This is a genomic window from Candidatus Poribacteria bacterium, assembly GCA_026706025.1.
Taxonomy (GTDB): Bacteria; Poribacteria; WGA-4E; order WGA-4E; family WGA-3G; genus WGA-3G.
Genome location: JAPOZO010000060.1, coordinates 94,253 through 114,242, shown reverse-complemented (window position 1 = coordinate 114,242; position 19,990 = coordinate 94,253). Strand labels below are relative to the sequence as shown.

Here is a 19,990-nt window from a genome sequence, read left to right as displayed (position 1 = left end):
ATTTTTAATGATATGCATTGTAGCAAAATCAATCAAAATAGGCAATTAAAAAGATAGGACAGAAATAGGAAATGTCCGCATTATAAAGGAGCGTTCTAATACGGATTTTTCTCAAAAGTGTAGATCCCGTGCTTATAGACAAGCAGGAGTTCACCGCGTATATCAAGTACCATGTTATATTTCGAGAACCCTTGACAGATACCGCGGACCGCGATGGCGTTGCGAAGCGTAATCGCGACTGCATCCCCGACAGCGACCCGCATATCCACCAACCGGCGTTCTGCTATTTTCTTCACGGCTTTCAACCCTAAATCTTTGACACCTTCGTGGATTTGCAGATACGGTGAAAAGCGTCTGGCGTTTTCCACCGAGAATACCAGCAGGACTTCCAATTTGGGCAGTGGCGACGCGCCAGCGAGCAAAAGATTGTACTGGGTAACTTTTCGTACTCGCTCATCGCGAATACCGTCATACGTTATCAATCTCACAAGCGACTGATCGGTTTGAAAGGTTCGCGTCAAAAGGTATTGTTCTGAATACGGGTTATGGATGCTCTGTTTTTCTGCCATGGATGTGAGTTGTTGTTGTGTTTTCATCGTTTTTGTGTCTTCTTAAAATAAAACAAAATCCTTGCAAGGTATTAACCTAATTTGTCATCTCAATATTATTGAAAGTCTGAATGTAATAATCATAGCAAGGTAGACGAAATAATTGAAGAGAAAATAACATTGTTTACGGAAAGCTCGTCTGAAAAACGCACGGGTGGAAAAATTTTTCAAAAAAAATTTGACAAAAGGAAAAACGTATGATATAATTAACAGTGTTAAGTTAAATAACTTTGTAAATAAAAGGTGAAGTAATGGGCATAAAAGAACGGAGAGTAAGGGAAAAAGAACAGTTGCAACAACAAATTCTTTCTGCGGCGCGAGAGTTGTTTGTCAATGAAGGCTATGAGAACGTCTCCATGCGAAAGATTGCCAACAAGATCGAATATTCACCAACGACGATCTATCTCTATTTTACGGACAAAGCAGATCTTTTAGATTCCGTTTGCAAGGAGACACTCCTGAACCTGCTAAACACGCTTGAGCAGCTAAAAAGTAATATAAGCGATCCGGTCGAGACGCTGAGAAAAAGTGGGCGAGCATACGTCGAGTTCGGTCTGAAATATCCACAAGATTATAAACTCACGTTTGTTATCCGTCCGCAGTTCCAGAAGGGGTTAGGTCTGGAAGAGGGATCGGTTGGCGAAAAAGTGTTTGATTATTTGCGTGAAATGGTTTCTGAATGCATTCGGCAGCAGGTATTTCGCCAAGTAGATGTCGAGACTACCGGTCAGGTCATGTGGTCAGCGGTTCACGGTGTCACACTGCTCCTAATTGATTTTCCCGATTTTCCTTGGACAGAGAAAGATAAATTAATTGACACGGTAATTCACACAACAATTGAGGGTTTAAAGGCATAGATTCAAAACTATTTGGTGAAAGCCAAATATATTTTTTCGTCTATAACTTAACACTGTAAACTTATTTATCTATGTTAACATACGGAAAACCCGAAAGGAGACTAAAATGAAAAAGCGAAACCTATCCAACAAACGCTTTCTTTCCGCAAAGCCAGGCTCAGTAGCCGGACGCATAGGGCAGTTCCGACGAAACCTGTTCTCTATACTGGTTTTTGGTGTCCTTCTATCCGGATACGCAGGTCTGCTTGGCGAAGCGGTCGAACAGACGATGCCTGCTACCGCGGAATTCACTTTCGAGCAGTATGAAGTCAAAATCGGTACTGCGAAACGCAAGACGGTTTTGACGGGATTCCTGCTTGATGGTGATTTCGCTGAACTTGCTGTCCTGCACATCGACGAGAACGACAACCAGCATTTGCGCATCTACGCGTTCGGCGACAACACTTGGGTACCGAAAGTCGACACAACGCTGCGTTCTGAAGTGTTGTTTGTTGATGTTGCAAACGTTGGTGGACGCGATCGTTTAATCACCTACAAGCAGGGTCGGTTGAACTGGTTTGATCCCGACTCGGCAACGGAACGCCCATTGGTGGTGGTTGCTTCCAACTTCAAGCCGCCTCGCAGCGGCGAAATCCCGCATGTGGACATCACTCGGGACGTGAATGGAGATGCTCGTGATGACTTGGTGGTGCCGGACTCTGATGGCTTCTGGGTGTTCATTCAGATGAGCGACGGTACGTTCGCCGAGAAGGTGAAGATTGGTCCATCCACCGAAATGGCGAGGATCCGCGGTGCAGATGGATATCGATACGACCCTTGGTCTCAGAGCCGTGTTCACGAAATTGACTACGACAGAAATGGTCGTACTGACTTGGCGTTCTGGAACGAGGACCACTTCAAGGTTCATCTCCAAAACGAGCGAGGCCTGTTTACCTCAAGGACCAAGACCTTCACGATCGATGTGGCATTCGACTCGGACCGGCTCTCCTTACTCGCCGCCGGAGATATGACAGGGAGGGTGCTGCACTCGTTGGCAGACCTGAACGGCGACGGTGTCGCCGACTTGGTGATTTTCAAACTTTCGGGCAAGAATATCTCCAACAAGCACTCCAGTTACGAAGTACATTTCGGCGCGCCAGCACCAAATGGCGGCATTGTGTTCGGACAAGATGTTAACATCGCGTTCGAGTCGGACGAAAGAATCCAGCTTGGGATGGACCGGCAGGACTTCAATGGCGATGGCAAGGTCGATCTGATGATCACAACCATTGATCTTGAGCACCTCCATGGTAGTCTCTGGAAGAGCATCAAGGGGTTCATGGGTGATGATGTCGGGCTGGGTCTCGAATTCTACCAAATGGAAGGAGACCGTTATCCCGACAGACCCAACACCACCCGCGGAATCGCGTTGGATGGTGTGCCGAGCCATCGCGAACCGGGGTGGGTGCCACTGGACATCGTGCTTCGCGGAGCGACGCACGAGAGCCGAAACACTGAAAAGAAGTACCCGCGCGCGTTCAACACGACTTTACGCATCGGGGATGTGACCGGCGACGGTCACTCAGACCTGCTCCTCGCGGATCACCCGCGGATCATGGTCGTCTTTGTCGGTGTGCCGGGACCGGAAATATTCGCTCAGCAGCCTCAGAGAGTGGCGATCGCTGCTCCCAACGATGAGGAGTACACCTGGTTGGTTGACCTCAACAAGGACGGGGTGCAGGATATCCTCATGCATCACCCATTCACGTTACGAGATGCTCACGGTGCCCCGAGAAAGCCTCCCGGAACTGAGCCGCATCGAGTGAGGATACTGATCGCCCAATAAATCTATTGCTTATTTTTTTGCTTGTATGTTAACACTGTTCATTTATTTATCTATGTTAATGTAATGAAAATTGGAAAGGAGGATAAACATGGAAAAGCGAAACGCATCCCGCAAACGCTGGATTTCCGCAGCTGAGTGCACACGACATTCTCGACGAAGTCTGCTCTCTATACTGGCTTTTAGTGTCTTTCTATCGGGATGCTCAGGTCTGTTTGGCAAAGGTGCTGCTCCGATACAGCACACTGCCACGGAATTTACTTTCGGGCAGCACGAGGTTGTCACCGGCACAGCGAAACACCAGACGGTTTTGACAGGGTTTTTTCTTGGTGGAGATTTCGCTGAACTTGCTGTGGTAAATATAGATAAAAATAAGAACCGACACTTGCACATTTACGCGTTCAGTGAGGGCACTTGGGTATCCGAACTTGACGCGCCGCTGCGTTCTAAAGTGTTGTTCGTTGATGTCGCAAACATCGGTGGGCGCGATCGCTTAATCACCTACGAGCAGGGTCGTCTGAACTGGTTTGATCCGGATTCGGCGGTGGAACGTGTATTGGTCAAAGTCACTACGAACTACAACGCGACGGGTGAAAGTGGGATCCCCTATGTTGACATCAGTCGAGACGTAAATCGTGACGGTCTTGACGACTTAGTAGTTCCAGACATTGATGGCTTCTGGATAGCCACGCAATTGCGCGATGGTTCATTCACTAACCCGATAAAACTCGGACCGCCCGACCCCTTTCTCGACGAGACTGCCTTGGACGATACTCGCAGTTACCGCGAGGTAGGGATAACGCCCTTAACTGTCCATTGGTATCTGAGTCGTATCCACCAGATAGACTACGACCAAGATGGACGCGGCGATCTCGTGTTCTGGAACGCGGATCATTTTGACGTTTACCGTCAGGATGCTCGCGGGATGTTTTCCTCGGCGGCGAAAACCTTCGCTGTTGACATCCCATTTGACACTGACGGTGCCTATTCGATCGCTTTTGATTTCAAGGACGAGAATATGTTCTCGCTCATGTTCGGCTTCAGAGAGAACACGAAGCGGCGGGTGCTGCACACGTTCCAAGATCTGAACGGCGACAATATTGCTGATTTGGTGATCCACGCGTTAGAAGGACGAAGTCTTGCGAAACAGCGTAGCCTGTACGAAGTGCATTTCGGCACGTCAACACCGGATGGAACGGTGTTCGCGCGGGATGTCAGTACGACAATTCGACCGCGAGGGACCGCTGGCGGGTTGCAGCCGTGGGGCTATTCGTCGCAGTGGTTCCAAGATTTTGATGGAGATGGTAAGACCGACATTCTTTTCAAGGACGTAAAGACTGGGCTTATTGGGATGAGCCGGGCGATGCTCGGCAAGTCGATTGCAATAGATCTCGAATTCTATCGCATCGGAGGCGATAGGCACTCCCACAAACCCGCTACTATTCGTAAAATCAGGCCGAACTTAGATCTCTTCGAGACAGATAAGGTCTTCTTTCCAGTCCTACTGCTTGGCGATGTGAACGGTGACGGACGCTCAGATTTATTGGTTGGAAAGAACTGGAAAGAGTTGCACGTCTTTCTCGGTGTACCGGGACCAGAACTGTTAGCACGGACACCTCAAAAGGTGGCAGTTGCTATGCCTAACAACGAACAAAACGCTCGACTGGTGGACCTCAATAAGGACAACAAGCAGGACCTCCTTATATATTATCCGTCCACTACTGATCCGCATCGGGTGGCACTGCTGATCGCTCAATGAACAAAATGGGTAGTTTATTTTTTCTAAAACTCGGTTTCCAGAACGGGGGCCAATTTATTCAAGGAGAAGACAATGAAACGCTTGACTTTTTATCTCACCAGTATCTTTTTCGGAATAACTTTAAGTTTCTCAGCGCAAGCACAAGGAACGGATCTCACGAAAAATTTCGGTATCGGACTCCAAGGCGCGACTCCGACATTTGGTGGAATTAGTTTCCGCTATACCGGACTGGCACCGGTATATCTTCAGACCGTTGGACGTTTTATCCTCAGTGATCAAGATAGCGATCACATGTTAGGTGCGGGCATTTCGTATGCCATCTTCGAGCATCAAAGCAGGTGGAACATATCTCGACTCTATTTCACCTTAGAGGGTGCGTGGCAGTACGAAAAAAGGAAGGATCTCCTCACGACGAGGTTAGGCGGTGGAATCGCCTTTGGCGGGGAGCTTGTATTTTCACTTGGTGGGATACCGCTCGGCTTGAACGTGGAAGTCGGTCAGGGGTTTGGTACGGAGGAAACCGACTCTGGATCCAAAGGTCTAGCTGGTGTCTACGTGGGGACGGGTATACATGCCTATTTCTAATGTAAACTTGATGTGAGGGCTTGCAAGATGGAAGGTTGGAAGATTGGAAGGTGGAAAGACCTTTTCCATCCTTCCAATCTTCCAGCCGCGGTTAAACGCTTCCACGCTTGCTTTCCTTTGTTTCCCGCGTGATCCTATTCAACCCGATCTACGCGCTTGCTGCGCCGAGACTTGTGTTTCCCATTCCTCCCAAGTCGGCTTGTGCCCTTCAGTGAGCACAACAAGTGGCACTCTACCACCTGTCAGTGCTTTGTCTTTCACGAATTCGGCAGCTTCACGCTGCTCGACAGTCAAATCAGCGCGATCGGGTGTGGGAAAGTAGCGGAAGTCGATACTCCATCGGGATTTCTGTGTTGTGTTCACTTTGCTGGTATGGACGCAAAGATTCGACATGAACAAGGCACCACCGGGTTCAAGCGGGATAGGCACGGGTGTACCACGCGCCTCGACATCTTCCTCCATTCGGACGTTTGAATCCGTGCCACGCGCACCGTCTAATAAACCCCAACGGTGACTGCCGGGAATAACCCAGCAACATCCATTTTCAACTGTCGCTTCGACCAGCGGTACCCACACCGTAACCATGTGGAGACCTGCGGTGTGTTTTTCCTTCTTTCCGATGGTTGATTGGTCGAGATATTGACTGTCTTGATGCCACGGAAACGAGGTAATCACGCTTCTGGGAAGTTTTGTCCGTAACGCTGGCGTACCGATATTCGAGACTTCAGAACCCAAGAGAAGGCGGAGCACATTGAGAACACCGGGGAGGTTGTAGAGGTCATAAAATTCGCGTCCGAACATACCAAAAGACCAGTTGCGAGGCAGGATATCTAACTCTTCACAGATCGCGGCATAGCGTCGTTCAAACGATTCGTCCTCGTAGCGCGACGATAGTTTACCTTCCGTATACAATTCATCGCTATAGGCATCAACTTTTGCCTTGATGAAGTCACGGATGGGATCTAAATCTCGGTTATCAATAATGTCTTTGACCACCACATACCCGTCACGCTCATAAGCGGTTTTGATTTCTTGGTCTGTCATTGGCTAATCTCCTTCCGTCGTTGTTGCACAATCTCAATATACATGTTATCATGAATGCTTAGCAGATGCAATATCTATTGAATTTCTCAACCGATAGACAAAGGAGAATAGGCGTGAAAATTACCGATGTGAAAGCGATGACGCTAAAGGGCTACAAACAGTGGAACTACGTCCAGATTGAAACCGACGCGGGATTGACAGGGATAGGTGAGGCACATCCTGGATCAGGAATCGCTGAGATTGTTCTGCAATTCAAGAACAGACTCGTCGGCGCAGATCCGAGAAACATAGAACCGCTCTACCACCGACTGATTGGTGCGGCGAGCAACCGATATGCAATGGGTCTATCGGCGATCGGCGGGATAGAGACTGCCCTGTGGGATCTGCTCGGCAAAAGTCTGGGTGTACCGGTCTATCAGCTGTTGGGTGGAAAATATCGGGATCGGATTCGACTTTATGCTGACGTTGGACATGGACGCGGAAACACACCAGAAGGTTGGGCACAGCGCGCTAAAGAAGGCGTTGCTGATGGCTACCAAGCAATTAAGTTTGACATTGACAACTCCGCAAACGAACTTAAACAGGATGCAGTCAACCGAGAACTGAGCACAGCAGAATTACAGAAAATGACAGCGTTGGTTGCCGCCGCACGCGAGGCAGTTGGCGATGGCATTGATATTAGCATCGACTGTCATAGTCTATTCAGTGTCCACTCGGCGATGAAACTCGCTGAACGTTTAGAGCCGTTTGATTTGATGTTCTTGGAAGACCCCGTGCCGAACGATAATGTCGAAGCGATGGCGAAGGTAAGTTCTGCAACGTCTGTCCCTATCTGTACGGGTGAATTCCTGTTTCGTCGAGACGGTTTCAGAGAACTGATCCAGACACAATCCTGTGATATGCTCCATGTTGATGTATCTGGCACAGGGGGGATACTTGAGGCGAAAAAGATTGCGGATCTGGCAGACTTGTATTATATGCCGTTTGCGGCGCATAATATCACATCGCCCATCGGGATGACAGCGACAGCACACGTTTGCGCTGCGGTGCGAAACTTCATCGTGATGGAACTTCCATATCACGCCGATCAGGTGGATTGGCGTTGGGATCTCGCAATCTCTGAGGAGCCGCTCATGCAAGATAACGCATTCGTGGTGCCGGAGCAGCCCGGATTGGGTGTCGAAATCAACGCAGATGTCGCGCGGGAACACTTGATGCCTGGATCCGACCACTTCGGTATATCTTAGTCTTTTGCTTTTATGGTTAACCCCTTGCTTTCCTCAGACTTGAGATAGGCATTCGGATCGTAAGACAGGGCGCCAGTTGGAAGCCATTTCCACAGTGCCCCGAGGTCTTGTTGTATTTGATTGATATAAAACTGTGGCAATTCTGTCGTTTCTTGTTCAAAGTAAGCTCGGAACTTGGTATCACTCTCAAATTGCTGAAGCATTTCTCTATTCATCTTCATTTTACCAACTCTCGCTTCCAGGCCTCTTATAACATTCGTCCACCGTGGAATCGGTTCCTTATTTACTCTGCAACGATTTGCAATCGATTTCCATGAGAATGCATGATTGTTTAAATCAATCATGTATGTGTAGAATTCGGTCCATGCGTAATTATTGGGTTTTACGTTCGTGCATAAATTGTTCATGAAATGAAATGGAATGGGTATGACACGATTGGCACGTTGGTAGTCGAGATTAAGGGATGCGGCTCTTCCATAAGCGGTAACGATATTGTAGGCTGGATATACGCCCGGTGTCATATCGACAAATCGTTTCGTCAATTCAAAAGGCTCTGCGCCTTGGTCGGTATCAAGTCCGAATACAAAGTTGGCTTGAACATAAGGGATATATCTCAAGATGGTGTTGACTTCATGAGAGATCTTTCGGACTTTCTCCATGCCTATCATTGACCCAGTTTTTGATTTGTTTCCGAGATCGAACCACGACTCAATACCGGGTAGGATTGCCTTAAATCCGTTCTTCTTGAGGCGTTTGAGATGGGGCTCGGATAAAAGCGACAAACTGCTTTCGGCGATGAAACGGATGCTATTTGGCGGTACCGCTTCTTCAATCGCGCCCATGTAGTCGTCGAATCGAACGCCGAAATTCGGGTCATGCCATGCGACTATAGGATGTTTGAGTTGATGCAAGAGAAAACGGAGATCGTCCTTGAGGACATTAAAATCGAGCGGTTGATACGGAATATTCGCGTCTATACAGAATGCACAAGTATACGGGCATCCAAGACTTCCTAACATCGAAACGCTTTTGAAAAGCCACGCTTTTTGCAATATCGGCTCAATAAAGGACCAACGCTCACGGACGCTCGGGAGTACCATCGGTTGTTGTTTCGCTGAGATGTAGGTGCCGATGGGGCGATATTTTGAACAATCAGATAGGACTTCTCGGATGACGGCTTTATCAGTAAAACCGAGGACGTAATCGAAATATTGCTGGGCATCCTCCGGATAGCATCGCGCGTGTGGACCCCCTAATACAGTGATAACACCTTGCGAGCGAAGGTGGTTGCTTAGAGCATAGGCAAGTTGAGCGCCGAGTGTGAAAGTCCCTATAATTGCAAGATCCAGATCGTCTGGCAAATCTTCAATCAAATCTTCACAACCGGTATAGCACATGAATGTAACATCATGCCCTTCTTCTCTACACCAGACCCCTATTGCTTGAGGCATGATACTTGCGAAGTTTGGATACATAACACGTCCGTATAAAGAACGACGGCTGTTGTTAGCGGCCAGGTCGATAATCGCAATTTTTTTTCGATTCATAGAATCTCCTCTGGAAAACCGTGAAGATTTTCGATAGATTGCTTCCGAAAAAATAGACATTAATAACGATTTGATTGTAAGTTTAGTTGGTTTATAATAAAATTACAAGAAATACTGTCTTGGAAACCGATGTTGGGTGGAAGTATCAAGATCGGATTCGACTTTATGCCGATGTTGGACATGGACGTGGAAACACGCCAGAGGGTTGGGCACAGCGCGCTAAAGGAGGCGTTGCTGATGGCTACCAAGCAATTAAGTTCGACACCGACAACTCCGCAAACGAACTTAAACAGGATGCAGTCAACTGGGAACTGAACACAGCAGAATTACAGAAAATGACAGCGTTGGTTGCCGCCGCACGCGAGGCAGTCGGCGATGGTATTGATATTAGCATCGACTGTCATAGCCTATTCAGTGTCCACTCGGCGATGAAACTTGCTGAGCGTTTAGAGCCGTTTGATTTGATGTTCTTGGAAGACCTCGTGCCGAACGATAATGTCGAAGCGATGGCGAAGGTAAATTCTGCTACATTTATCCCAATCTGTACGGGTGAGTTCCTATTTCGTCGAGACGATTTCAGAGAACTGATCCAGACGCAAACCTGTGATATGCTCCACGTTGATGTATCTGGAACGGGTGGAATACTGGAGGGGAAGAAAATTGCGGATTTGGCTGGTCTGTATTACATGCCGTTTGCGGTGCATAACATCACATCGCCCATCGGGATGACTGCAACGGCGCATGTCTGTGCTGCTGTGCGAAATTTCATTGTGATGGAACTTCCATATCATGCGGATCAGGTGGATTGGCGGTGGGATCTCGCAATTTCTAAGGAACCGCTCATGCAAGATAACGCATTTGTGGTTCCAGAGCAGCCTGGATTGGGTGTCGAAATTAATGCAGAAGTCGCGCAAGAACACCCAATGCCTGGATCCGACCACTTTGGTATATCTTAGATCCTTTGTGTCTATTTTTTAATTTTGAGAGTTCCCCACAGCGTTGACGACTTCCCTTTAGGAGAAATAGCTAAGGGTTTTGGGGACCAATTTGGAGTCAGTGCCAATTGTAAGTCCTCAGCAATGGCAAAACCGCCATTACCGTCAGCGTTGATCACGTATATACCGTAAAGACCGTCACGCTTTGATGAATAGGCGATCCGTTGACCGTCCGGCGACCACGTCGGATGTGTATCCTCGGATCTGCTATCCGTTAGATTCGTCTCCGCTTTGCCGTCCACATTTATTATGTAGATGTCCCAGATTTTGTTGCGCCAAGACGCAAAAGCGATCTGTGTGCCATCAGGAGACCACGCTGGATCTGTGTCCTGAAATCGTGAGGTAGTAACCCGTCTTATGTTCGTACCATCAGTGTTCATCACAAAGATGTCCGATCCAAAAACACGAGTGGATTCAAATGTAATCTGTTTTCCATCTGGAGACCACGCCGGATAGATATCCGCGCCTGGATGATCGGTGAGTCGTGTTAGGTTTGTACCGTCGGCGTTCATCGCATAAACTTCTGGATTCCCATCCCGAAATGATGAAAAAGCAATTCGTTTCCCATCCGGAGACCACGCGGGGCCACCGTCGTCAGATAGATGTTGGGTGAGGTTAATCGGTTCTTTTCCGTATGCTCCAGAAAAGAAACTAAGTTCGCTTTAAAACACAATTTGGTATTAACGGCTTTTCACACGAATCCCTTCAAATGTTCCTATAGGTAGATATCTTGACAGGACTTTCCGAACAGTTGCTTCTGAGAGTTGCTGTGGCGTAATTAAAACACATTTATTTCGTGAACTCGTCCAATCTCTCTCGAAATTCTTGTAACTTACACGACGCTCACCAAAATTAGCAAGGTGTTGAAGTGACACCTCTCCAGATCGGTCATCGTAACGAGACATCGGCAAAATTTCCGGTCTCCGTCCTTGCAATTGAACCATTACAATAGGTGCCCAACCTTTCGCGACAAATGCCTTTAGGACATCAAACGAACAGTTGGAGACAATAGCAACATGTTGTGCTTTCCCGCGCGTCGTCAAGTAGAAATCGTCAAGTCCACCTCTACTAATGTCCGGAATCTCTTTAAAAACATTCCTGACGTAAGGCAACTCGCGTAAATTGACAGCAGCAGCTTTTGGCAAACTACTATCGGTGTTCCTTGAATCTGTTGGCATCGCCTTCGCAGCAGTAGTAGCTGCCATTTCAGGGACGTAGTACTGTGTTTTGGACGGCGAACCGCAATTAATTGTCAAAACCACGAAAACCAACAATACAATACAGACAGGCACAGTTGAATATGAAAAACCCGCAATCAAGGGACGGCGAACATTTTTTGAAGAAAACTTATTGCGTTGCATAATTTTATCCCCCTTTTAAAATTAATGACACAATTTTTGGGGGATGACGTGCATAATTCTTAAAAAAAACGAAAAATGCAGGTCGCATTTGGGGTTTTTGCAAACGCTAAAATCCAATGCGAAGAAAGTGTTTCTTCAAGTACGCCGCAAAACTGAATATTCGTATGATTTTAATTGAATAAAAAACGAAAATCAACCGGGTAATGCGCCTTGATAATTTACACCGGTAAATATCCCGATCACCATCCAAAACCCGACGATGCCGAATTCACCGATGATCAATCCCATGAAGAGTGGTCGGAACCGCCGATAGTATCCGATGCCGCCTGATTTTAGTGCCAGATACTTCAAAAACCAGCCGACACACATACAAGACCAAAGAAAATAGGATGAATAGACCGCACCCATCACATATCCAATTGGGTGAAGTTGCCACCACATAAATTGACGCTGCATAATCAGCAGAAAGCCGGTGATGCCAGCACCCAAGAGCATGCTATATGCCTCGCCCAATTTTGGATCTTTCGGATACTGAATCAGGGAAACCATATGATTGAAGTATCTTGGCGATCCGACGAATGGACCCCTTTGCAGATTCAGACCACCTTTTTCATAAATCAAGGGTAACGATGCAGCGTAAGAAACACCGATAGCGACAACAATAGCAAGTACCATCGCTCCGAGAATGCTTCTTCGATTTAATCGAAGTGGGTCTGCCGCTTTGAATCCGTGTAGAACGCTCGGCATTAAAATACCGCCCCAGTCGCGCATCATTACCCGCTGAAACCCTAAGAGTGCCAAACTGTTTGCGTTAATGATTCTTGAGCCAGCAATAATCTCGAAGTATTCCACGGGGTACATCGGTGCTTGGATCAATAACATTCCGCCGTTGACCACCATCCATGTCAGCGCAGTAGAAGCAATCAAGAACAGTGCTATAATACTGCAAGCGACCCAAAGCGACATGCCAGCATAGACACAGAGACCCGCAAGTAGTAGAAAACTAAGAATTGTTCCGAGAACTGCCCATCTATAGGGTAACACCTCGTCTGAATCGTCAATCGTTGTGGCGGCGGCGGACTCCAGAAATGTACGTTTCAAAAGGTCTTTTATATGAGATCGGCTGTTAAGCAAGAAGGCGAGAACCATGACGACATAGGCAGCCATTGTCTGGCCTCTCGCGGAGATCCACGGACTAATAGGAATCGCAAAAGCGTTAATGATGATGTACTGTAACTTGAAGAATAGAAAGAAGAACCAGCAGCTAAACGATACCTCCATAGCGAGAAAATAGGTTATACCGATAACGGAAAAATAGAGGAAGAACCGAAATTGGGGCCACCACCCCATCACAATCCACGGACGTTCTGTGAAAGGGGTATATAGGTCATACCGGTTCGGAATAGACGGGAGTGCGGGAACATACTCATGCAATCCGTTGAGTAGATGAAATGCGGCAGCGATCGCAAACCCGACCCATACAAGTGGGTTCCTGAAAAAGCCATCCAGAGGACGATGCGTTGAGGCTTGTTGAACCATTTCTACGGGCACCGTAACGAGCGGAAATATGAATCGTTCGCGTTCAATCCACTGTTTCCGTATCACAATTGATACACAGATAATCAGGCAGTAGAGTAAGAGGATGAAAACTGTCCAGACGATGAGCGGTTTTATCCAGAGTACCCAAGGAACAGACGACTCCCCTTCATAGAAATCGGTAACGGCGTGCATATCCCACACAATTAACCATTCCGGAAAGTGCGGGTGAAGCGTTTCCGCCCATTCGTTTTCAGGTGTAGCAAAATAGACGGGTGCCGCCAAATACGGTAGTAAGTACCCGATCATCCCTTTCGACGGAATCGCTGAAGCTACGCCCATCATCACCCATACGACCATCAACTCCGCCGGACTTAGCACCGCCCGAGGAAATGCTTTTTTTATAATGGGGTTGACGACTAAGGTGAGAAAAATGAGCGTAAATACTGCCCCCAAAGGAAAGTGGTTTCCAGAAATATCGGTCCCTTGGAGATAGTAGTCATTATAAGGGGTAATTGCCGTTTGGACGATGACGAGTACCAAACCGATCAGAATCGCTCTCACGCTCATCTACTTTCTCACCTTCTTATGGATAAAACACTAATGCTTTGTGCATCCAAGTCTTGTGGTACGGGGGTGCGAGTTGGAACTCGCTCCTACAGGAAGAAACGTTGCTGTGAGTAACAAGGTTCACTATTTAAAAAATTTACTCACAATTTGAAAGTAGATAAAGCATTAGTGTGAAGCGACCCGGGGTATCATTTGAGGATGTGCATAGACGGTCGCATCGAAACTCTTTTGCATCAGTTCCCACTTGACAGTTTGGTAATCGGCATGGTCGGAAAGGTCGTTGTGTTCCCACGGGTCATTATCAAGGTCGTAGAGTTCACAAACTCCTTTCTGATGGTAGACGACGAGTTTCCAGCGTCGATCTCGATACATCGTGGCATGGGTCTGATCGGGCATTGAGATTGCATCGAAAAATTCGCAACGAACCGCCTCTCGATGATCATCAGCAGGGACATCACCACGCAAGAGTGGCGCGAGCGATTTACCTTGTACGTAGTAAGGGATGTCTGCACCCAGCACATCGTACAGTGTCGGGACAATATCAAGCAGTTCCACGAGTGCATCACTCTGAGCATCCTGCAAGAAATGATTTTGCCAAGAAATAATGAGTGGCACCCGCACCGATCCTTCGTAAAAACGACATCCTTTGTATACCAACCCGTGGTCACCGAGTGCCTCTCCGTGGTCGGACGTGAAGATGATGATAGTATCTTCACGGAGTCCTTCGGCATCAAGATAGTCAAGGATGCGTCCGAATTCGTGGTCGAGTTGTTCAATCATGGCATAATAAGACGCTTGCATCCGCTTGTCGTCCCACTCTGAAGGTGGTTTCGCCTGAGATTGGAAATCAATGCCTGCCTCTGTCAATTTCGACTGAAAGGCGATGTCGCTTTCCTGAAAGTGGGGACCTGGTAGTGTTTCTGGATCGTATCGCCGGTAATACTCCCAAGGGGCATCAAAGGGTGGGTGTGGATCAAACGGATTGAGGCTAAGCAGCCACGGCTGATTTTCTCGACGATTTTTCTCGATAAATTCGATCGTTTTTTCGGTACACCAATAGGTCTGGTGGAGATGCGGGGGAACGTTATCGAGATCGGAAGTCGGTGCATTCACGCGTCCTGTCCTGTTTGGATACTTTTGCGCTATTGCCTTCCCCGCAATTAACGCTTCAGGATCAACACCTTGTCCACGTTGCCAATCTGCGTATTCGTGCCCCAATGCATTCGGCTTTCCGTGGTCGTGGCTATATTGGAAGTAGCGATAACCATCGTTGACGCGGTTTTCTTGTGCTTCATAAGCACTTGCGAGATGGAGCTTACCAATCAACCCGCAGTCGTAGCCATCCCGTGCGAGGGCATGGGTAATCAACCGGTCTTCATAATATTCGGGGAAAACTGGGTTGCCATTGCCGGTAACGCTCACGGCTGACGGATACATACCGGTCATGAAACTTGCGCGGGAAGGAGTGCAAATAGGAGATTGACAATAAGCGTGGGTGAATGTGACCGATTGACCCATAAATTCGTCGAGTCTCGGTGTATTAATATGTGGGTTTCCTAACGCTCCGATGGTGTCGAAACGTTGTTGGTCTGTACAATACCATAGGATATTTGGACGTTTTGACATTTTTACTCCTTTAATGAATCAAGGGCAATGTGCGTGGCATTCATTGAGATTGGACGGGGCATCAAAAATCGAGAATCAAGTTGTTCGTGTTGAAACTATAGGAATCTTGAAGCTGCTTGAGGCGTGAAACTCAACACATCACTGTCCGCTACCACGCGTACGCTTCTGGGGCTTCACCACCCGGGCCGGTCCAAATCTCATCGAGTCTTGCGAGTACTTCATTGTCCAATTCCAATTCCAAGACAGATAAGTTATCCGCAAGCTGTTCGACCGTCCGCGGTCCGATGATCGGTGCTGTGATGTCTGAATTACTGAGGACCCATGCCAAGGCGACGTTAGCCGGGGGTTGCCCTATTGATGCGCAGAGTTCCTCATACGCTTCCAGCTGCGATCGGTGCCTCTCAATCGTTTGTCTAAGTGATTCCCTGCCTCGCCGTCCAGTGGTTGGGTCGTCGAGTACACCGCAGAGCAATCCACCGCCCATCGGACTATATGGAATGACTCCCAAACCGAGTTCGCGACAACATGGGAGCACCTCAAGCTCAATTGTCCGACTCCGGAGATTATACACGCTCTGTTCTGAGACAAGCCCAAGAAAATTGCGCTGGGCAGCAATACCCTGTGCGCGAGCAATGTCCCACGCAGCGAAGTTACTACTACCAACGTACAGGATTTTACCTTCACGTACCAATTGCTCCACCCCTTGCCAAATCTCATCCCACGGTGTGCGGCGATCAACATGATGCATCTGGTAGATATCTATGTGATCGGTCTGCAGACGGCGTAGACTGTCTTCGCAGGCTCGACGGATATGATACGCCGACAGACGACCATCATTCGGACCCTCACCCGTCTTGCCATACAGTTTGGTCGCCAGAACAATCTGATCGCGCCGACTTTTATCCGCTGCCAACCAATTTCCAACAATTGTTTCCGTTAAACCTTCGTTATAGATGTTAGCGGTATCGAAAAAGTTAATTCCCGCTTGCAGAGCCCGACTCATCACGGAAAGTGCGTCCTTTTCGGACGCGTGTCTGCCGAAATTGACGGTGCCGAGACAGAGACGACTCACCCGTAGCCCAATTCGGCCGAGGTAGGTATATTCCATAGCGATTTCTCCTATGACTAGCTGTATGGATGTTGGTAACCTTGAAATCTGGCAGCGAAGCACTTCTATCAACTATTCTATCAAATCTCGGCTTTTTGATTAACAAAAATCTGGTGGTTAGTTATCAGTTGTCAGTGATCAGCCATCAGCAGTCAAGAATTTCTGCTTGTCACGCTGACAAAGATGTGGTATATTTGTTTCACAATTTACAGCGAAGAGAGGCAGCCCATGCGAATTGCAGTCGGTTGTATCGGACACGAAACCAATACATTTTCACCTGTCGCGACACCCCTTGATAACTTTAAAAATGGGAGTTACCACCGCGGGGACGAGATTATCACCGCATTCCGAGGGACCCGAACAATTACCGGTGGTTTCCTCGATGTTGCTGAACAACTCAGTTTACAACCTGTCCCGCTGCTGTGGACGTTTGCGACACCGTCCGGCATAGTAGAGCATACTGCTTATCAGACACTCAAGATGGAGTTCTTAGAGCTTTTGCAGAACGCCGGAGAACTTGACGGGGTGCTCCTCGACTTACACGGTGCGATGGTAACAGATGAACTTGAGGATGCAGAAGGGGACTTGATTCAGGCGGTACGTGAGATCGTAGGCGCAACGCGGATCGTCACGACGCTCGACCTACACGCGAATATTACCCCCAAAATGGTAGATTACTCCGACGTTATCATCGGATTCGATACCTATCCGCACGTAGATTGCTACGAACGCGGGTTTGAAGCCGGACAACTGCTCTTTGGTATAAATGAGGGCAAGATTCAACCGACGATGGCATATCGCCAACTTCCACTACTCACCGCGCCCCCGGCGCAATGCACAATGAAAGCACCGATGACAGAAGTCATCAAGGCACTCCACGCGCTTGAAACCCAGCGAGGCGTTGTGACAGCCACACTTTCCATGGGCTTCCCGTTCGCTGATATAACGGATGCAGGCATTTCAATACTCGTTACCACCAACGGCGATATGGCACTCGCGGAGGTTTGTGCTGATCAGTTTGCGTCCGATATCTGGGAGATGCGCGAACAATTCACGTTTAATCTACATACTGTTGAAGCCGCAATTGAAATCGCCAATCAGGCAGATGGCAAGCCGATTGTACTCGCCGATGGCGCGGATAACCCCGGTGGTGGCGGTCCCTGTGACGGTACGACGATTCTGCAGAAGTTTATAGAAACAGACGTTCAAGATGCCGTGATCGCGGTGATCGCAGATCCTGAATCGGTTGCCCAGGCAGTTGAGGCAGGTGTCGGAAACCGTGTCCAACTGAATGTTGGTGGGAAAACGGACACACAACACGGGGCACCTGTTGCGCTTACAGGATATGTCAAAGTGCTTTCTGACGGCAAATTTGTTCTCAAGGGGCCGATGGGACGTGGCACCACCGGGAACATGGGTAGGACAGCTGTCATTCAAGTTGGCGGTGTTGAGGTTATCTTGACCGAGAGGCGGATTCAACCTTACGATGCCGAGGTGCTTCGGAGTGTTGGAATTGAACCGCGGACACGTAAACTTATCGCCCTCAAATCTGCTGTGCATTTCCGAGCGGATTACACACCGATCGCACATCAGATTTTGGAAGTGGATACCCCTGGTGTTCATAGCCCAAATCTCTTCAACTACGATTACCAGAAGTTAAGGAGGCCGGTCTATCCACTGGATTCAAATGTCTCTTATGGTAAATCCGAGTCAACTTAAAAGGATAGAAATGTGGTAGAAAAACGCGTCACTGGGAACTATGAAATGAATCTGGTGTTGACCGGGGAATCGGGCACTAAGGAGAGTAAAGTCTTTTTCTCTGGAGACACGGCATTAGGGAAGAGGGCGTACCTTGCGATCTCTGTGGATGGATTTAAGGTTGTTCGAGAAACCCGTACGAACACGCGAATCTGGAAGACATATAATAACCTTGGAATGCCACCGTGGAGTGTCAGGGTTCTGAAGAAGGGAAATTTTTTCAGGTTCTGGGTCAACGGGATAACTGGTTGGATTCGGGGGCCGTTGGGTGAATGGGAAAACGTTTACGAACCGATGGATAACTGTCTCTGCGTTGAAACGCCAGCAGGTATTAATCTTCAATCATGGACAGTGACAATTCTTCCGTGGCTCCAAGAGATTACCAAACCGATCATATCCCGTGGTCCAAAAGGTTCCTTTTATGAAAAACAGGTTATCCCGGGCGTGATTATTGAATACGAAGGCTTGTACTACATGTATGTTATGGCAGGAATGGTTGGTGATGAGGAAGGGTCTTCAAGAAGAACGATCGGCGTGGCTATGAGTCCAGACCTAAAGCGGTGGAAGGGGCATCTTGAACCCCTTATCTCCTATCTTGATACGCCATACGACAATCTGTATGTCAGCGGTGCTGTCGTCACAGATGAGGGACGCGTCGCGATTATGTTCTCTGCACAGAAGTTTCCAGAATGGCAGGGATTCATGTTAACTATAGCGGACCATCCGATGGGTCCATTTTTTCAGTATACGGACAACCCTGTCTACAAACATCCGACGCATGCGCACGAGTTTGATCTTATTCGCGCTGAGGGGCTATCGCATCGTTATCTCCTTTTCTACGCTGGATTTACGCCGGAGCCTCAGCGGGGACCCGCAGGAGACCGAGGATATTTACTCTATAGCGACGATCTGATAAACTGGCACCCCGATGAACGGAATCCTGTCTTCGCGCCTGAAACGCTGGACAACTGGGACGCTGTTCATGTTCGACCGAGATCCCTGAATCGGATCGGTGAAATGTGGTATTTGTGGTATGAAGGTTGTAATACTTGGAAGCCTGAAGGTAACCTATCACATCACGGTTGGTGGGATACGGTGGGACTTGCTCGCTCGAAAGATCTCGTTAATTGGGAATACTATCCGAGAAATCCGGCTTTACCCGGTCTCGGCATCAATGCAGACCAATTTGATAGCAATTGGGTCGGTTGGCCTCGTATGTACATTAAAGATGGTGTTGGCTACGTCTTTTATACGGGAAACGCCCAAGTCGGTTTGCGGACGATTCCGATAGATCGTCTCACTAACTGGGCGACAGAGGGTGGAGAAACAGTTGATCTAAGGGGAGATCATACATCGCAGAAGCTTTATAATTAAACGTGAGTTTGAAAATAAGATTGAAATTCCCGTAGGTTGGGTTGAGCGGTAAAGACCAAGAACTCACACGTTGATACAGAAGTAGCCGATTTTCAACCGCCCATTTTTGTAGATACAAATAGCGAAACCCAACACCCCAAACGCTCTGGGTGCGAGAATGCGTTGGGTTTCTCTCGGTTTGTGGCGGTTTCAG

At 48.1% G+C, this 19,990-nt stretch carries 16 protein-coding genes; 8 read left to right on the top strand and 8 right to left on the bottom strand.

The genetic code is table 11. The annotated features are described in order from the left end of the window. Window positions 1–95 precede the first annotated feature (95 nt). Window positions 96–596 (bottom strand): RNA chaperone Hfq, encoded by a 501-nt coding sequence (locus tag OXH00_14715; GenBank protein MCY3742265.1) that lies wholly within the window; start codon window positions 594–596, stop codon window positions 96–98. A gap of 302 nt (window positions 597–898) precedes the next feature. On the opposite strand from OXH00_14715, the gene OXH00_14710 reads away from it, so the two are divergent. The 4 genes from OXH00_14710 to OXH00_14695 all read left to right on the top strand — a co-directional run bounded on the left by OXH00_14710 (window position 899) and on the right by OXH00_14695 (window position 5,631). Further along, entirely contained in the window at window positions 899–1,465 is a 567-nt protein-coding gene (locus OXH00_14710; GenBank protein MCY3742264.1) for a TetR/AcrR family transcriptional regulator, read from the top strand. A gap of 106 nt (window positions 1,466–1,571) precedes the next feature. Next, a complete protein-coding gene (locus OXH00_14705; GenBank protein MCY3742263.1) occupies window positions 1,572–3,290 on the top strand; it encodes a VCBS repeat-containing protein in 1,719 nt (572 codons plus the stop codon). Between the two features lie 88 nt (window positions 3,291–3,378). Further along, window positions 3,379–5,046, top strand: a complete 1,668-nt coding sequence (locus OXH00_14700) for a VCBS repeat-containing protein (GenBank protein MCY3742262.1) — start codon at window positions 3,379–3,381, stop codon at window positions 5,044–5,046. Window positions 5,047–5,118: 72 nt separating this feature from the next. Beyond that, window positions 5,119–5,631 carry a hypothetical protein gene (locus tag OXH00_14695; protein ID MCY3742261.1) on the top strand — a complete coding sequence of 171 codons (513 nt, stop codon included), beginning with the start codon at window positions 5,119–5,121 and terminating at the stop codon, window positions 5,629–5,631. A gap of 138 nt (window positions 5,632–5,769) precedes the next feature. On the opposite strand, the gene OXH00_14690 is transcribed toward OXH00_14695, so the two are convergent. Continuing rightward, window positions 5,770–6,675, bottom strand: a complete 906-nt coding sequence (locus OXH00_14690; protein MCY3742260.1) for a phytanoyl-CoA dioxygenase family protein — start codon at window positions 6,673–6,675, stop codon at window positions 5,770–5,772. A gap of 113 nt (window positions 6,676–6,788) precedes the next feature. On the opposite strand from OXH00_14690, the gene OXH00_14685 reads away from it, so the two are divergent. Then, window positions 6,789–7,922 (top strand): mandelate racemase/muconate lactonizing enzyme family protein, encoded by a 1,134-nt coding sequence (locus tag OXH00_14685; protein ID MCY3742259.1) that lies wholly within the window; start codon window positions 6,789–6,791, stop codon window positions 7,920–7,922. Here OXH00_14685 and OXH00_14680 read toward each other — a convergent pair. Then, the gene (locus OXH00_14680) at window positions 7,919–9,469 is read right to left on the bottom strand and encodes a radical SAM protein (protein MCY3742258.1); all 1,551 of its coding nucleotides are present in this window, start codon (window positions 9,467–9,469) and stop codon (window positions 7,919–7,921) included. The two genes, OXH00_14685 and OXH00_14680, sit on opposite strands and share 4 nt — an antisense overlap. A gap of 119 nt (window positions 9,470–9,588) precedes the next feature. Here OXH00_14680 and OXH00_14675 point away from each other — a divergent pair, with 119 nt between their 5' ends. Next, the gene (locus OXH00_14675; protein ID MCY3742257.1) at window positions 9,589–10,425 is read left to right on the top strand and encodes a mandelate racemase/muconate lactonizing enzyme family protein; all 837 of its coding nucleotides are present in this window, start codon (window positions 9,589–9,591) and stop codon (window positions 10,423–10,425) included. An 11-nt stretch (window positions 10,426–10,436) separates the two neighbouring features. Here the strand turns inward: OXH00_14675 and OXH00_14670 are convergent, their stop codons facing one another. The 5 genes from OXH00_14670 to OXH00_14650 all read right to left on the bottom strand — a co-directional run bounded on the left by OXH00_14670 (window position 10,437) and on the right by OXH00_14650 (window position 16,665). Continuing rightward, the gene (locus OXH00_14670) at window positions 10,437–10,976 is read right to left on the bottom strand and encodes a hypothetical protein (GenBank protein ID MCY3742256.1); all 540 of its coding nucleotides are present in this window, start codon (window positions 10,974–10,976) and stop codon (window positions 10,437–10,439) included. 168 nt (window positions 10,977–11,144) lie between these two features. Next, entirely contained in the window at window positions 11,145–11,825 is a 681-nt protein-coding gene (locus OXH00_14665) for a hypothetical protein (GenBank protein ID MCY3742255.1), read from the bottom strand. Window positions 11,826–12,017: 192 nt separating this feature from the next. Then, complete coding sequence (locus OXH00_14660) at window positions 12,018–13,931, bottom strand: hypothetical protein (GenBank protein MCY3742254.1); 1,914 nt, start codon at window positions 13,929–13,931, stop codon at window positions 12,018–12,020. Window positions 13,932–14,096: 165 nt separating this feature from the next. Beyond that, entirely contained in the window at window positions 14,097–15,557 is a 1,461-nt protein-coding gene (locus OXH00_14655) for a sulfatase-like hydrolase/transferase (GenBank protein ID MCY3742253.1), read from the bottom strand. A 148-nt stretch (window positions 15,558–15,705) separates the two neighbouring features. Beyond that, window positions 15,706–16,665 (bottom strand): aldo/keto reductase, encoded by a 960-nt coding sequence (locus OXH00_14650; GenBank protein MCY3742252.1) that lies wholly within the window; start codon window positions 16,663–16,665, stop codon window positions 15,706–15,708. Between the two features lie 228 nt (window positions 16,666–16,893). Here OXH00_14650 and OXH00_14645 point away from each other — a divergent pair, with 228 nt between their 5' ends. Further along, on the top strand, window positions 16,894–18,384 hold the full coding sequence (locus tag OXH00_14645; protein MCY3742251.1) for a M81 family metallopeptidase: 1,491 nt from the start codon (window positions 16,894–16,896) through the stop codon (window positions 18,382–18,384). A 12-nt stretch (window positions 18,385–18,396) separates the two neighbouring features. Next, complete coding sequence (locus OXH00_14640) at window positions 18,397–19,797, top strand: hypothetical protein (protein MCY3742250.1); 1,401 nt, start codon at window positions 18,397–18,399, stop codon at window positions 19,795–19,797. Window positions 19,798–19,990 lie beyond the last annotated feature (193 nt).

Bases quoted from the DNA above. Each gene is read 5' to 3' on its own strand.
- OXH00_14705 (MCY3742263.1), top strand. From the start codon at position 1,572: ATGAAAAAGCGAAACCTATCCAACAAACGCTTTCTTTCCGCAAAGCCA.
- OXH00_14645 (MCY3742251.1), top strand. From the start codon at position 16,894: ATGCGAATTGCAGTCGGTTGTATCGGACACGAAACCAATACATTTTCA.
- OXH00_14665 (MCY3742255.1), bottom strand. From the start codon at position 11,825: ATGCAACGCAATAAGTTTTCTTCAAAAAATGTTCGCCGTCCCTTGATT.
- OXH00_14650 (MCY3742252.1), bottom strand. From the start codon at position 16,665: ATGGAATATACCTACCTCGGCCGAATTGGGCTACGGGTGAGTCGTCTC.
- OXH00_14700 (MCY3742262.1), top strand. From the start codon at position 3,379: ATGGAAAAGCGAAACGCATCCCGCAAACGCTGGATTTCCGCAGCTGAG.
- OXH00_14660 (MCY3742254.1), bottom strand. From the start codon at position 13,931: ATGAGCGTGAGAGCGATTCTGATCGGTTTGGTACTCGTCATCGTCCAA.
- OXH00_14670 (MCY3742256.1), bottom strand. From the start codon at position 10,976: ATGAACGCCGACGGTACAAACCTAACACGACTCACCGATCATCCAGGC.
- OXH00_14680 (MCY3742258.1), bottom strand. From the start codon at position 9,469: ATGAATCGAAAAAAAATTGCGATTATCGACCTGGCCGCTAACAACAGC.
- OXH00_14690 (MCY3742260.1), bottom strand. From the start codon at position 6,675: ATGACAGACCAAGAAATCAAAACCGCTTATGAGCGTGACGGGTATGTG.
- OXH00_14715 (MCY3742265.1), bottom strand. From the start codon at position 596: ATGAAAACACAACAACAACTCACATCCATGGCAGAAAAACAGAGCATC.
- OXH00_14655 (MCY3742253.1), bottom strand. From the start codon at position 15,557: ATGTCAAAACGTCCAAATATCCTATGGTATTGTACAGACCAACAACGT.
- OXH00_14695 (MCY3742261.1), top strand. From the start codon at position 5,119: ATGAAACGCTTGACTTTTTATCTCACCAGTATCTTTTTCGGAATAACT.